This window comes from Bradyrhizobium sp. USDA 327, assembly GCF_041262065.1.
Classification (GTDB): domain Bacteria; phylum Pseudomonadota; class Alphaproteobacteria; order Rhizobiales; family Xanthobacteraceae; genus Bradyrhizobium; species Bradyrhizobium liaoningense.
Window position 1 is genome coordinate 1,331,621 of sequence record NZ_JBGCCW010000001.1, and the last position, 13,637, is coordinate 1,345,257.

At 65.8% G+C, this 13,637-nt stretch carries 12 protein-coding genes and 1 pseudogene; 9 read left to right on the top strand and 4 right to left on the bottom strand.

The annotated features are described in order from the left end of the window. The first annotated feature begins 8 nt into the window (after positions 1–8). Entirely contained in the window at positions 9–956 is a 948-nt protein-coding gene (locus ABIA42_RS06080) for an oxygenase MpaB family protein (protein ID WP_370123627.1), read from the top strand. Between the two features lie 165 nt (positions 957–1,121). Here ABIA42_RS06080 and glgA read toward each other — a convergent pair whose 3' ends face one another. Next, positions 1,122–2,537 carry a glycogen synthase GlgA gene (gene glgA / locus ABIA42_RS06085; protein WP_271530027.1) on the bottom strand — a complete coding sequence of 472 codons (1,416 nt, stop codon included), beginning with the start codon at positions 2,535–2,537 and terminating at the stop codon, positions 1,122–1,124. 192 nt (positions 2,538–2,729) lie between these two features. On the opposite strand from glgA, the gene ABIA42_RS06090 reads away from it, so the two are divergent. The 8 genes from ABIA42_RS06090 (at position 2,730) to ABIA42_RS06125 (ending at position 11,724) form a co-directional block, all read left to right on the top strand. Beyond that, positions 2,730–3,926, top strand: a complete 1,197-nt coding sequence (locus tag ABIA42_RS06090; protein WP_370114905.1) for a CaiB/BaiF CoA transferase family protein — start codon at positions 2,730–2,732, stop codon at positions 3,924–3,926. 131 nt (positions 3,927–4,057) lie between these two features. Next, a complete protein-coding gene (locus ABIA42_RS06095) occupies positions 4,058–5,593 on the top strand; it encodes an ABC transporter substrate-binding protein (RefSeq protein ID WP_370114903.1) in 1,536 nt (511 codons plus the stop codon). A 7-nt stretch (positions 5,594–5,600) separates the two neighbouring features. Beyond that, positions 5,601–6,551, top strand: coding sequence for an ABC transporter permease (locus ABIA42_RS06100; protein ID WP_370114901.1), 951 nt, complete (start codon positions 5,601–5,603; stop codon positions 6,549–6,551). Next, positions 6,538–7,410 (top strand): ABC transporter permease, encoded by an 873-nt coding sequence (locus ABIA42_RS06105; protein ID WP_271530023.1) that lies wholly within the window; start codon positions 6,538–6,540, stop codon positions 7,408–7,410. The genes ABIA42_RS06100 and ABIA42_RS06105 overlap by 14 nt, the downstream gene beginning before the upstream one ends. Continuing rightward, a complete protein-coding gene (locus ABIA42_RS06110) occupies positions 7,407–8,399 on the top strand; it encodes an ABC transporter ATP-binding protein (RefSeq protein ID WP_370114899.1) in 993 nt (330 codons plus the stop codon). The genes ABIA42_RS06105 and ABIA42_RS06110 overlap by 4 nt, the downstream gene beginning before the upstream one ends. Next, positions 8,396–9,367 (top strand): ABC transporter ATP-binding protein, encoded by a 972-nt coding sequence (locus tag ABIA42_RS06115; protein ID WP_370114897.1) that lies wholly within the window; start codon positions 8,396–8,398, stop codon positions 9,365–9,367. The genes ABIA42_RS06110 and ABIA42_RS06115 overlap by 4 nt, the downstream gene beginning before the upstream one ends. Before the next feature lie 83 nt (positions 9,368–9,450). Further along, a complete protein-coding gene (locus ABIA42_RS06120; protein ID WP_370114896.1) occupies positions 9,451–10,518 on the top strand; it encodes an alcohol dehydrogenase in 1,068 nt (355 codons plus the stop codon). A 126-nt stretch (positions 10,519–10,644) separates the two neighbouring features. Continuing rightward, the gene (locus tag ABIA42_RS06125; RefSeq protein ID WP_370114894.1) at positions 10,645–11,724 is read left to right on the top strand and encodes an isocitrate/isopropylmalate dehydrogenase family protein; all 1,080 of its coding nucleotides are present in this window, start codon (positions 10,645–10,647) and stop codon (positions 11,722–11,724) included. Positions 11,725–11,758: 34 nt separating this feature from the next. Here the strand turns inward: ABIA42_RS06125 and ABIA42_RS06130 are convergent. The 3 genes and pseudogenes from ABIA42_RS06130 to ABIA42_RS06140 form a co-directional block, all read right to left on the bottom strand. Further along, positions 11,759–12,041: pseudogene (locus tag ABIA42_RS06130) on the bottom strand (hypothetical protein). A gap of 104 nt (positions 12,042–12,145) precedes the next feature. After that, positions 12,146–12,967, bottom strand: coding sequence for an enoyl-CoA hydratase (locus ABIA42_RS06135; protein WP_370114891.1), 822 nt, complete (start codon positions 12,965–12,967; stop codon positions 12,146–12,148). Between the two features lie 290 nt (positions 12,968–13,257). After that, positions 13,258–13,629 (bottom strand): helix-turn-helix domain-containing protein, encoded by a 372-nt coding sequence (locus ABIA42_RS06140; protein WP_028179980.1) that lies wholly within the window; start codon positions 13,627–13,629, stop codon positions 13,258–13,260. Positions 13,630–13,637: the final 8 nt, after the last annotated feature.

Consider the following 13,637-nt stretch of genomic DNA (forward strand, 5'->3'; position numbering starts at 1 on the left):
TCTCGCAATTGGTTTCCGGGAAAGATCTGGAACTGTCCCTCGAACAGGTCCGCGCTCACGCCGCGGGCCCGGTTGCGGGCGTGTTCGGCCCGAACTCCGTCACCTGGCGGATCGACCGTGAGGCCGTGATCTTCCTCGGCGCCGGCCGCGCGTTGTTGCTGCAGCTCGCCCATCCCTGGGTCGCAGCCGCCATCGCCGAGCATTCCAACACCTTTGCCGATCCGATCGGCCGCTTCCATCGCACCTTCGACATCGTCTTCGCCATGGTGTTCGGCTCGCTCGACCGGGCGCTGTTGGCGTCGCGGCAGCTGCACCGGCGTCATGGCATGATCGTCGGCGAGATGCCCGAGACCGTCGGCCCGTTCGCGGCAGGCTCGCGCTACTGCGCCAATGACGTTCCGTCGCTGCGCTGGGTCCACGCCACGCTGGTCGAGACCGCGTTGATGGCGCATGACCTCGTTCTGGCACCGCTCTCGGCGGAAGAGCGCGAGCGCTACTGGGCCGAGAGCCGGATGTTCGGTGCCCTGTTCGGCCTGACGGGGAATGAACTGCCCGCGGACTGGGCCGGCTTCGCCGACTACACCGCGGCGATGGCGCAGTCGGACACGCTGACCGTCAGCACGGCGGCACGCGAGATCGCCACGCAGATCTTTACGGGCGCGCGTCCGTGGTTGCGGCCACCGCCATGGTATCGCGCGCTCACGGCGAGGATGCTGCCCGAGCGCTTGCGCGCCGGCTTTGGTTTCGAGCTTGACGAGCGGGAGATCCGATCCGCCGACAATGCCCTGCGATGGATCAGGCGCGTCTATCCGAAATTGCCTGACAGGCTGCGCTATGTCGGCCCCTACCAGGAGGCGCAGGCGCGGCTGCGGGGCGAGACGCAGCCCGACTGGATGACCCGCTGTCTCAATCGCGCCTGGATCGGACGGCCGCAGATGGACGTACGCGGGAAGTAGGGTCTTGGAAGTCGGTTATCCGTGCAGTTCACGGCCCGCCGTCATTCCTCGGTCATTCCGGGGCGCGCGGAGCGCGAGCCCGGAATCCATTTCTCAGAGCATTCCGGCCGCACGATGGATTCCGGGCTCGCGCCAGGCGGCGCGCCCCGGAATGACAGCGGCGCCTCACACCGACGCCAGCTTCCGGTACAGTGCGCTGTAGCTGCCGGCCGAGATGCTCCAGGAGAACGATCGTCCCATGGCGCTGCGGCGCATGGTATCGAGCTGGTCCTGCGCCATGAAGGCCGAGAAGGCCCGGCGGACGCCGCCGAGGAAAGATTCGCGCGAGGGCCTCGAGAACAGGAATCCGGTCTCGCCGTCGGTGATGGTCTCGGCGAGGCCGCCGGTCTGGTGCCCGATCGGCAGCGAGCCGAAACGCTGGGCATACATCTGGCTGAGGCCGCACGGCTCGAAGCGCGACGGCATCAGCGTGAAGTCGCTGCCGGCGAAGATGCGGCGAGCTTGGGCGTCGTTGAAGCCGATCGCGACGCCGATGGCGTCGGGGCGGCGGCGATGCGCGTCGATCAGGGCCTGCTCGAGCGCCGGCTCGCCGGAGCCGGTGACCACGATCTGTCCGCCGGCGTCGACGATCTCGTCCGCCGCCGACAGCACGAGGTCGATGCCCTTCTGGTGCACGAGCCGCGCGACGATGCCGAACATCGGGCCGCGCGAGACCGCAAGCCCGAACTGCTTGCGCACGTAATCCGCGTTGGCCTTCTTGCCGGCCCAGTCGCCGGCGCCGAACTGCTGGGCGAGCTGGGCGCAGGAGCGCGGATCCCAGCTCTCGTCGATGCCGTTGAGAATGCCGGTGAGCTCGGCCGCATCGGAGCGGATGCGAAGCAGGCCTTCCAGGCCGCAGCCGAATTCGGCCGTGGTGATTTCCCGCGCATAGGTGCCGCTGACGGTGGTGAGGTGCGAGGCGTAGACCAGCCCGGCCTTGAGGAAGGAGACCTGATCGTAGAACTCGACGCCGTCGATGTGGAAGGAGCTCTCCGGTGCGCCGATCCGCCGCAGCGAGTCCTTCGGGAAGAGGCCCTGATAAGCGAGGTTATGAATGGTCAGGATCGACGGCAGCTTGGCGCCGCGCCAGGCAAGGTACGCCGGTACGAGCGAGGCCTGCCAGTCATTGGCATGGATCAGATCTGCTGCCCAATTCTTGTCCAGCTTGCCCATGGCGAGCTCAGCCGCCGCCGAGGCAAAGCGCGCGAAGCGGATGTCGTTGTCGGGCCAGTCGCGTCCGGACTCGTCGCCGTAGGGATTGCCGGGCCGGTCGTAGAGCTGTGAGCACAACAGCACATAGACCGGCAGGCCGTCCTTGGTCGCGGCCCGGCCGAGCGAGCAGGCCGGCATCTCCGCGAATGCAGGGCAGCGGCCAACGATCTGAATATGCGTGAGTTGCTCGATGATGTCGCGATAGCCGGGCAGCATGATCCGGATATCGGCGAAGGAGCGAAGCGCACGGGGAAGGGCGGCGGAAACGGCGCCCAGTCCGCCAACGCGGACGAAGTCGTCCAACTCTGTGGTGACGAACAAGACCCTCAAGAACAGCTGCCCTCTTCCGATCCCGCTTGCTGCTATGCAAGAACGGGTCCAGTTGTCCTGGAATTCCCAAGCCCGCCCACGCGACGCGTCCGTCCGGTAAACACTTTCCTACTCGGCCGCCGCCCTCTAGGGTCGCCGCATCAACAACAAAGCACTTCGTTGGTTCCTACGAGACCCAAGGCGTGAGCAGACATGCAGCTATCAGATAAGCATGAGGGGACGTTGACAAAAGTCATGGCGGGCTTGCGGGTCCTGGACTTCTCGACCACCATCGCCGGCCCCCATTGCACGCGGATGCTCGCCGACATGGGCGCCGAGGTCATCAAGATCGAGACCGACGGCGGAGAGACGATGCGGACTCGGCCGCCGCTGCGCAAGGGGTGCAGCACCGTGTTCGGCCAGCTCAATGTCGGCAAGAAGAGCGTGGTCCTCGACCTCAAGTCCGAGGACGGCAGGGAGGCGGTGAGCCGGCTGGCCGCGACGGCCGACATTCTGGTGGAGAATTTCCGCCCTGGCGTGATGCACCGGCTGCGGCTCGACTACGACAGGCTGTATCAGGTCAACCCGAGGCTGATCTACTGCTCGATCTCCGGCTACGGCCAGACCGGCCCCTCGGCCGAACTGCCGGCCTACGCTCCCGTGATCCATGCGGCTTCCGGTTACGACATGGCGCATCTGGCCTACCAGCCAGGCCGCAGCCGTCCCGATTATTGCGGCATCTACCATGCCGACGTCGTCACCGGCATCTACGGCTTCGGCGCGATTGCCTCGGCGCTCTATCAGCGCACGGTCACCGGGCTTGGCCAGCACATCGACGTCTCCATGCTGGAATCGATGCTGACCTTGACCGTGATCGAACTGCAGAGCGCGCAATTCGCGGTGAAGCCGCCGCCGCGCCCGATGTTCGGCCCGACCGAAACGGGCAATGGCTATGTCATGATCACGGTCGCCAGCGAGAAGACGTTTCAGGGATTGATGGGCGTGATCGGACGCCCCGAATGGATCTCCGATCCACGATTCGCCACCTACGCCGCGCGCCGCGAGAACTGGGCGGATTTGATGGATGGCGTCGAAGTCTGGTCGCGTCAGCTCACGACCGATGCATGCCTCCTCGCGCTTGGTGCTGCCGGCGTGCCGGCCTCGGCCTATCGCACCGTGTCCGAGGCGCTGGCCGATCCGCAGCTCGCGCATCGGCAGGCGCTCTCCGAGGTGCGGGACGAGGGTGGCTCGTTCCGGGTGCTCAATCTCCCGTTCCGGATGTCCGGCGCCGATACCACACCGGGCAAGACGATGGCTGCGCTTGGCGAGCACACGGATGCGCTGCGCGACGAGATCGGCCTCGCAGGCGATGCGCCAATTCCGCCAGGCAAAACAGCCAAGACATATTGAGCAACATCGCCGCCGCATGCGGCGTTTGAACTCCTGTGTGTTCCTCTTGCCGTGGCGAGCATTTGTCGCCAATCTCGCCCTCAAGTCGTTCAGCGATCCGAAACATCGGACGAGGGATCCCGGGAGGAACCATGACGAACATTGCTGCCGCAGTGCGCAAGCACGTGCCGATTTTCCTCGTTGCGGCGTTTGCACTGGCCGGGCCCGCCCAGGCGCAGAAGCCGGGCGGCAGCATCACGGTCGGCCAGGAGCTGGATATCCCGGGCTTCGATCCCCTCAAGGTCGGTGTCTACGACACCTCGACCTTCACCGCGGCGGCCGCGATCTTCGACACGCTGACCACGCTCGACGACAAGGGCGAGGCCGCACCAAAACTGGCGGTGTCATGGACCCATTCCGACGACTACAAGAGCTGGACCTTCAAGCTGCGCCAGGGCGTGAAATTCCACGACGGCACGCCGTTCAATGCGCAAGCCTTCAAGGAGAACTTCGACCGGCAGAAGGACCCCGCCAACAAGTGCCGCTGCGCCTTCTACATCACCAACGTCAAGGAGGTGCTGGCGCCGGACGAGTATACCGTCGTCTACAAACTCACCGACCCCTCCGTGAACCTGCCGGCGGTGATCACCATCCAGAGCCAGAACAATGCGGTGCATTCTCCGACCGCCTGGAAGACCAAGGGTGACGACTACAATCGCAATCCCGTCGGCACCGGTCCCTACATCCTGAAATCATGGACTGCCGGCGACCGCATGGTGCTGGAGAAGAATCCCAACTACTGGGACAAGAGCCGTCCCTATCTCGACCGCATCATCCTGAAGCCGCTGCCTGACGCGCAATCGCGCTTCGCCTCGCTGCAATCGGGCGAGGCCGACATCATCTGGGACGACGAGAACGATGCCGACAACATCATGAAGGCGCAGAAGGACCCCAAGCTCACCGTGCACACCTACAAGGGCTCGGGCGCGCAGGTCTACGCCTTCAACACCAAGGTTGCGCCGTTCGACGATGTCCGCGTGCGCCAGGCGCTGGTGATGGCGATCGATCGTCCCAAGATGTCGCAGGCGATCAGCAACGGCCTCAGCCGGCCCGCGAGCAATCCTTACGGCGACGGCTCCTGGGTCAAGTGCAAGGACGACGGCGCGCTGCCGTTCGACGTCGAGAAGGCCAAGGCGCTGATCAAGGATTATGGCAAGCCGGTCGAGTTCAAGATGCTGGTGACTGCGACGCCCCGCGGCCGCATGGTCGGCCAGGTGCTCCAGCAATTCTGGAAGCGCGTCGGCGCCAACATGGAGATCGAGCAGGTGGACCAGGCCACCATTCCGTCACGCGCCTTCACGCGGCAGTTCCAGCTGACGCCGTGGCGCATCGTCGATCTCGCCGATCCCGATCCGCAGATGTACGCGAACTTCCGCAGCGGCAGCCCGCTGGCACTCTCCGGCTTCTCGAATCCCGAGCTCGACAAGCTTCTGGACCACGCACGCGTCACTGCCGACCTCGGCCAGCGTACCGAGGATTACTGCGCCATCAGCCGCCTGATCAACAAGGAGGCGATCTGGTTCTGGACCTTCCAGAACACCTATTACGCGCTGTCGAGCGCCAAGCTGAAGGGCTTTCCGAAAATCTACAACGGTGTGATCGACGTCTCGAACACCTGGCTGGAATGACCACGCGATGCTGAACTTCGTCGCGCGGCGGCTCCTTGCCATCCTGCCGGTTCTGCTAGCCGTCTCGCTGCTCACCTTCCTGATCGCCTCGCTGCTGCCGGGCGATCTCGCCTTCGTCATCCTCGGCGACCAGGCGACGCCGGAGAATGTCGCGGCGCTGCGGCGTGACATGGGGCTGGATCAGCCGCTGTGGTGGCGTTACCTGAGCTGGCTCGGCCACGTGTTGCAGGGCGATCTCGGACGTTCGTTCCGCACCGGGCAGACGGTGTTGCAGGCAGTCGCCGAGCGCATCCCGGTCTCGCTTCAACTGATGCTGATGGCCGAATTCATCGGGCTCCTGATCGGCGTTCCCGTTGCGATCGCCTGCGCCGCGCGCGCCGGCGGCCCCTTCGACCGCTTCATGACCGGAAGCGCCTTCGCCATGCTGTCGATGCCTTCTTTTCTCACCGCGATCCTGCTGATCTATCTGTTCGCGGTCGAGCTGCACTGGCTGCCGGCGACCGGCTATGTGCCGTTCACCGAGGAGCCGCTTGCGAACTTGCGCTTCTTCGTGCTGCCGGCCCTGACACTCGCGCTCGCGGAATGGCCGGGCATCATGCGGGTGCTGCGCTCCGACATGATCGCGACCTTGCAGGAGGATTATATCGCGCTCGCGAAAGCAAAGGGCCTCAAGCCATCCCGCATCCTGTTCGTGCATGCGCTCAAGCCTTCGTCGCTGACCCTGGTGACGGTGACAGGCATCAATATCGGCCGCCTGCTCGGCGGCACGCTGATCGTGGAATCGATCTTCGCGCTGCCCGGCATCGGCCGGCTGCTGGTCGGCGCGATCTACACCCGCGACCTCGTCATCCTCCAGGGCGTGGTGCTGCTGGTCGCCTGCGGCTTCGTCATCGTCAATTTCATCGTCGACATGCTCTACGCCGTGCTCGACCCGAGGATCCGCCATGGCCACGCTTGAGCTGTCAATTCAGGACGAGGCAGCGTCCGCGCCCGTTCGCGGCAGGCGCAAGCTCGGCTTCCTGTTCTGGCTCGCGAGCGGCTGGGTCGCGATCATTCTTGCGCTCGCAATCCTCGCGCCGGTGCTGCCGCTGCAGAACCCGACCGACATGGACATGCTGGAGCGCCGCGCCGCGTTCTCTGGGGAGCACTGGCTCGGCACCGACGGGCTCGGCCGCGACGAGCTCGCCCGCCTGATCTTTGGTGCGCGGGTGTCGCTAACGGTGGGGCTGATTGCGCCGATGATCGGCCTCATTGTCGGTGGTGCGCTCGGGCTGCTGGCCGGCTATTTCCGCGGCAGGTTCGAGACGCTGGTGGTCGGCAGCATGGACGTGCTGCTCGCCTTTCCGCCGCTGATCTTCGCGCTCGCCGTGACGGCCTATCTCGGCCAGTCCATTCCCAATCTCACCTTGATCCTTGGCGTGCTCGGCATTCCCGCCTTCATGCGGGTGGCGCGCGCGGCGACGCTGACCCTGGCGCGGCGCGAGTTCGTGATCGCCGCCGAAGCGCTCGGCGCCAGCCACGCGCGCATCCTGCTCCGCGAGCTGCTGCCGAACGTGATCCTGCCGCTGCTCGCCTTCTTCCTGCTCGGCGTCGCCGTCACCATCGTGGTCGAGGGCGCGCTGTCCTTCCTCGGTCTCGGCGTGCCGCCGCCGATGGCGAGCTGGGGCAGCATGATCGGGGAGGGCCGCGAGAGTCTCGACATCGCGCCGCGGCTCGCCTTCCTGCCGGCCGCGGCCCTGTTTGTGACCGTGCTGGCGTTCAACCTCGTCGGCGATACCTTGCGGGCACTGACCGATCCGCGTCAGGGGGCGCTGTGAACGCGCCGCTGCTGACGATCGAGGACGTCGCGGTCGAGCTGCCGACCCCGCGCGGCAATTTGCGCGCGGTGGATCATGTCGATCTGTCGCTGGAGGCCGGCCGCACGCTCGGAATCGTCGGCGAGTCCGGCTGCGGCAAGACCATGCTGTCGCGCGCGGTGCTTCAGCTGCTGCCGAAGAAGGCGAAGCTGACGGGGCGCGTGATGTTCGATGGTCAGGACCTGGTGCGGCTCGCGCCTGAAAGACTGCGTCGCCTGCGCGGGCGCGATCTCGCGGTCGTCTTCCAGGACCCAATGACCTCGCTCAATCCGGTGCTGACCATCGGCACGCAGTTGATGGAGACGATCCAGGAGCATCTCGAGCTGGATGCGCCGGCGGCGCGCAAGCGCAGCATCGAGCTGCTCGCGGCCGTCGGCATTCCCGCGCCGGAGCAGCGGCTTGCGCAATATCCGCACCAATGTTCCGGCGGCATGCGCCAGCGCATCGCCATCGCGATCGCATTGTCCTGCGAGCCGAAGCTGCTGATCGCGGACGAGCCCACCACCGCGCTCGACGTCACCATCCAGGCGCAGATTCTCGATCTGCTGGCGCGCGAGCAGCGCCGCCGGCACATGGCCATGATCATCATCACCCACGATCTCGGTGTCGTAGCCGGCCGTGCCGACGAGGTCGCCGTGATGTATGCGGGCCGGGTGGTGGAGCGTGCGCCGACACAGGCCTTGTTCAAGCGCATGCACATGCCCTACACCGAGGCGCTGCTGGCCGCGATCCCGAAGCTGGAGACCGCGCCGCATACGCCGCTGCCTGCCATCTCCGGCCGCCCGCCCGATCCGACACGGCCGATGAAAGGCTGCTCCTTTGCGCCGCGCTGCCGCTATGTCGGGGAGCGCTGCCGTGAGGTCAAGCCCGAGCTGAAGAGTGCCGAGATGCCCGGGCACCTCTATGCCTGCTTCCATCCGATCCGAATGACGGAAAGGATCGGCGCATGATGCAGCTTGCCGTGCGCCCCGAACCGCTTCTGAATGTCGACAATCTCGTCGTCGAATATGGTCTCGGCAACAAGACGGTGCACGCCGTCTCCGGTGTCAGCCTCAAGGTCGCACGCGGCGAGACGCTGGGCTTGGTCGGCGAATCCGGCTGCGGCAAGTCGACGCTGGGACGCGCGGTGCTGCAGTTGCGCCGCGCCAAATCTGGTCGCGTGCTGTTCGACGGTGAGGACCTCACGGCCATGGAGGGCGAGGCGCTGCGCAGGATGCGCCGCCGCGTGCAGCTCATCTTCCAGGACCCGATCGCCTCGCTCAATCCGCGCCGTCGCATCGGCGATATCGTGGCCGAGCCGCTGATCATCGCCGGCGTCAAGGATGCTGCCGAGCGCAAGCGGCGGGTTCACGAAGTGCTCTCCGCGGTCGGGCTCGATCCCGATATTGTGGCGGGCCGTCTGCCGCACGAATTCTCCGGCGGTCAGTGCCAGCGCATCTGCATCGCGCGAGCGCTGGTGCTCAACCCGGAGTTCATCGTCTGCGACGAGCCGGTCTCGGCGCTCGACGTTTCCATCCGCGCGCAGATCCTCAACCTGCTCGAGGAGATGAAGGCGCGCTTCGGTCTGACGCTGCTGTTCATCGCACACGACCTCGCGGTGGTCAAAGCGGTCAGCGATCGCGTCGCGGTGATGTATCTCGGCCGGCTCTGCGAGGTCGGGCCGTCAGAGCAATTGTTCGCAAGTCCGGCGCATCCCTACACCGGCCTGTTGCTGCAGGCGATCCCGGTGCCAGATCCGGACGTTCGTCCCGCCGAGAGCGTGGCGACCGGCGAGCCGCCATCACCGATTGCGCCGCCGTCCGGCTGCCGCTTCCGCACCCGCTGCCCGCGGGCCGATCAGCGATGCAGCGCGGAGATACCGGAGTTGCGCGAGATCGCACCCGGCCAGTTCGCCGCTTGCCATCATCCGCTGGCCTGAACTAAGACCGCTCCCGGGTTTGTCTCGTTGCGCCGGCCATGGCATGCTGCGCCGCGAACGAGAAGCATTCCGGGAGGACGCCAATGAAGAGTTTCAAGGTTGCCGATTTCAAGGCGCCGCTGAAGGAGGTCGACGAGGCGACGCCGCAGCCATCGGGCACGCAGGTGCTGATCAAGGTGAAGGCGGCCGGCGTTTGCCACAGCGATCTCCACATCTGGGAAGGCGGCTACGATCTCGGCCATGGCCGCAAGCCGTTGTCACTGAAGGACCGCGGCATCAACCTGCCGCTCACGATGGGCCACGAGACCGTCGGGGAAGTCCTCGCCTTCGGTCCCGACGTGAAGCCGACCGACCAGGGCGATCTGAAGGTCGGCGATGTCGGCCTGGTCTATCCCTGGATCGGCTGCGGCAAATGCGCCACGTGCCTGGCCGGCGACGAGAACATGTGCCTGACGCCGCGCTCGCTCGGCGTCTATTGCGACGGCGGCTATGCCGACCACATGCTGGTGCCGCATCCGCGCTACCTGCTCAACCTCCGGGGGCTCGATCCCGCGACGACCGCGCCCTATGCCTGCTCGGGCGTCACCACCTACAGCGCACTGAAGAAGGTCGAGCAGCATTTCGACACGCCGATCGTGATGTTCGGCGCCGGCGGCCTCGGCCTGATGGCGCTGTCGCTGCTGAAGGCCATGGGTGGCAAGGGCGCGATCATGGTCGATATCGACGCGAAGAAGCGTGAGGCCGCCGAGAAGGCCGGCGCGCTGGCGACCGTCGATCCCAAGGCGCCGGACGCGCTGGAGCAGCTTGCCAAGAAAGCGGGCGGCCCCATTCGCGCCGTGATCGACCTTGTCGGCAACGCCGCCACGACGCAGCTCGGCTTCGACTGCCTGACCAAGGGTGGCAAGCTCGTCATCGTCGGCCTGTTCGGCGGCGGTGCGACCTGGGCGCTGCCGCTGATTCCGATCAAGGCCGTGACGATCCAGGGCAGCTATGTCGGCAATCTGCGCGAGACGCAGGAACTGCTGGAGCTCGTGCGAACCAAGAAGGTGCCGCCGATCCCGGTGACGCGGCAGCCGCTCGCCAAGGCCAATGACGCGCTGGTGCAGTTGCAGCAGGGCGCGGTGGTCGGACGCACGGTGCTGACGCCGTAATTTCATCGTTGGTTTGTCGTCATGGCCGGGCTTGACCCGGCCATCCACGTCTGGCCACAGAGACAGCATCGAGACGTGGATGCCCGGGTCAAGCCCGGGCATGACGGTGGAGAGAGTAGGAATCCCATGTCCGCAAACAACGCCTTCCACATTGCCGTGCTCGCCGGTGACGGCATCGGTCCCGAAGTCATGGCGCCGGCGCTTGAGGTGCTGCGCAAGGTCGGCGAGAAATCCGGCCTGCGCTTCCGCTTCACCGACGCGCCGGCCGGCGCGAACCATTATCTCGCAACCGGCAAATCGATGCCTGACACCACGATCAAGCTGTGCGAGGAGGCGGATGCGATTCTGCTCGGGGCCTGCGGGCTGCCGTCGGTGCGCTACCCTGACAACACCGAAATCGCGCCGCAGATCGAGCTGCGGTTCATCTTCGATCTCTATGCCGGCGTGCGTCCGGCGCGCCTCATTCCGGGCGTGCCGAGCCCGATCGTCGGCGCCGACCAGCGTGGCATCGATCTCGTCGTCATCAGGGAATCGACCGAAGGCCTGTTCGCCTCGATGGGCAAGGGCGTCGTCACCCATGAGGACGCGCGCGAGACCATGGTGATCACCCGCAAGACGTCCGAGCGCCTGTTCGAGTTCTCGTTTCGCCTGGCCGAGCGGCGCAAGGCCCGCGGCAAGCCGGGAATGCTCACCTGCGTCGACAAGGCGAACGTGTTCAAGGCGTTTGCCTTCTTCCGCGGCATCTTCGACGAGATCGCCAAGAAGCATCCCGAGGTGAAGACCGACCGCCTCTATGTCGATGCCTGCTCGGCGATGCTGGTGAAGCGTCCCTGGGACTTCGACGTGATGGTGATGGAGAACATGTTCGGCGACATCGTCTCCGACATCACCGCCAGCCTGATCGGCGGCCTCGGCATGGCGCCCTCGGCCGACATCGGCGACAAGTATGCGGTGTTCCAGCCGTGCCACGGCACCGCGCCCGACATCATGGGGCAGGGCAAGGCCAATCCGACCGGCATGATCCTGTCGGCCGCGATGATGCTGGACTGGCTCGCCGACAAGCACGGCATCGAGAGCGCGGCCGAGGCGGGCGAGACCATCGAGCGCGCGGTGGACCAGGTCTATGCCGGCGGCATCAAGCCGATGGAGTTCGGCGGCAGCAACGGCACGGCGGATATCACGAAGGCCGTGCTCGCGGCGCTGTAATCAAAGGAAAGGGGCCCGAGGGCCCCTTTGTCGTTCACCAGCGGCGCCAGTGATGGTGATGACGCCAGCCCCACGGACGCGGGCCGTAGAAGCGCGGGCCGCCGTAATAGCCGTAGGCGCGATAATAGTTCGGGCGCCACCAGCAGCGGCCCCAGGGGTTACACACCCCACCGCACCTGATCGACGTCAGCGGCCGGTCCGCTTGCAATCTTGTCGGCCTGCGGGATGCCGTTCGGCATTGCCGCGAGGGCCGGTCCCGACGCGAAGGCCACAGCGCCGACGGCAGCCAGACCAAGAACAGCTAATTTCAGTGTCATCGTAATCTCCCTCGTTGGTGGCGGGAGAACTTTCGCGACATCAAGTGGTTGCGGCTGTGCTGAGTTGCACGAGGAATTTAATCTACCTGAACGCGGGTTCAGCTTCAGCGCCCCCGGAACTTCGGTTTGCGCTTCTCCATGAAGGCCTGCCGGCCCTCGCGGAAATCCTCCGAGTCCATGCAGGCGTTGCCGATCGCCTTGATCGCCTCCATGTCGCGCGCGCTTTCGTCCTTCAGCACCTGCGCAATGGTGATCTTGGCGGCCTTGATCGCGAGCGGGGCGTTCTGCGCGATCGACTCGGCGATCGTCATGGTCTCGCCCCAGAAGTCGTCGACCGGGAACAGGCGCTCGACGAGACCGATGCGCAGCGCCTCGGCGGAATCGATCCGCATGCCCGTGTACATCAGAAGCCGCGCCCAGGCTGGGCCGACCAGCGACACCAGATGCCGCAAGCCGTCATAGCCGTAGGCGATGCCGAGCTTGGCTGCGGGAATGCCGAACTGGCTGCCGTGCGAGGCGAGGCGGATGTCGGCGAGCATCGCAACCTGCATGCCTCCGCCAAGGCAGTATCCGTCGATGCAGGCGATGGTCGGCTTGGGATAGTCGGCGAGCAGCGCGCGCTGGGCGGCGCTGCGCCTGGCGTACTCCTCCGACGCCGCTGCATTGTGCCTGACTTTCTCGAACTGGCTGATGTCGGCACCCGAGACGAACGCCTTGCCCCCGGCGCCGCGCAGGATCACGACGCGCACGGTGTCGTCGTCGCGCAAGGCCGTCAGCGCCTCGCCAAATCCCTCCCACATCTCCAGCGACATCGCGTTGCGCTTGTCGGGATTGTTGAAAGTGATCACGCCGACGCCACCGGCCGAGTGCTTGAGGATCTTGCCGTCGGCGTAAGGAGTTCCGGTCGTGCTGGAAATGTCGGGCATCGCGCGCTCGCTTGTCGGTGGCCGAGCGCAATGTGCGGCGCAGCCGCCGCCGAGGTCAACCGGCGCAGGGGAGGAGAGCTTGCATCCGCCTGTGCTGTGATTGCATGGCGCGCGAAGTTCGGCGAATGGCGGCAAACCGCCAAGAAAAGAGGACGGCCAGGCCGCCCCGAGACAGACCGCGCGCAAGCGTGCGGGCGCAGACATATCTCATCGGATCTCGTTCAATCCGGCCGCGCCCTGTGACGCGGCGGATTGAACATTGGCCATAAAGGCCAGATCGCCGATCGAGCTCAGCTCTCGTTCGCCGCGATCGATTCCATCAGCGAGACGAGCTGACGCTGCACCGTCTGGTCCTTGATCTTGCTGTAGGCGCGCAGCAGGCGGAGGCTGAAGGCGGAGTCGAGGAAGAGCAGGCTCTCGACTTCGCGGGCCTTGTTGTCGCCGTCGTAGAAGAAGGTCACGGGCACATCGAGGGCGGTGGCGATCTGCTGAAGCCGAGCCGCGCCGACGCGATTGACGCCCTTCTCGTATTTCTGAACCTGCTGGAAGCTGACACCCAGCTTCTCGCCGAGCTCGGCCTGCGAGATCTTCATCTCGACGCGCCGCAGACGGATCCGCTTGCCAAGCTCAATGTCCGGCTTGCCGGCACTGCGCTGCTTCATTCTTTTTG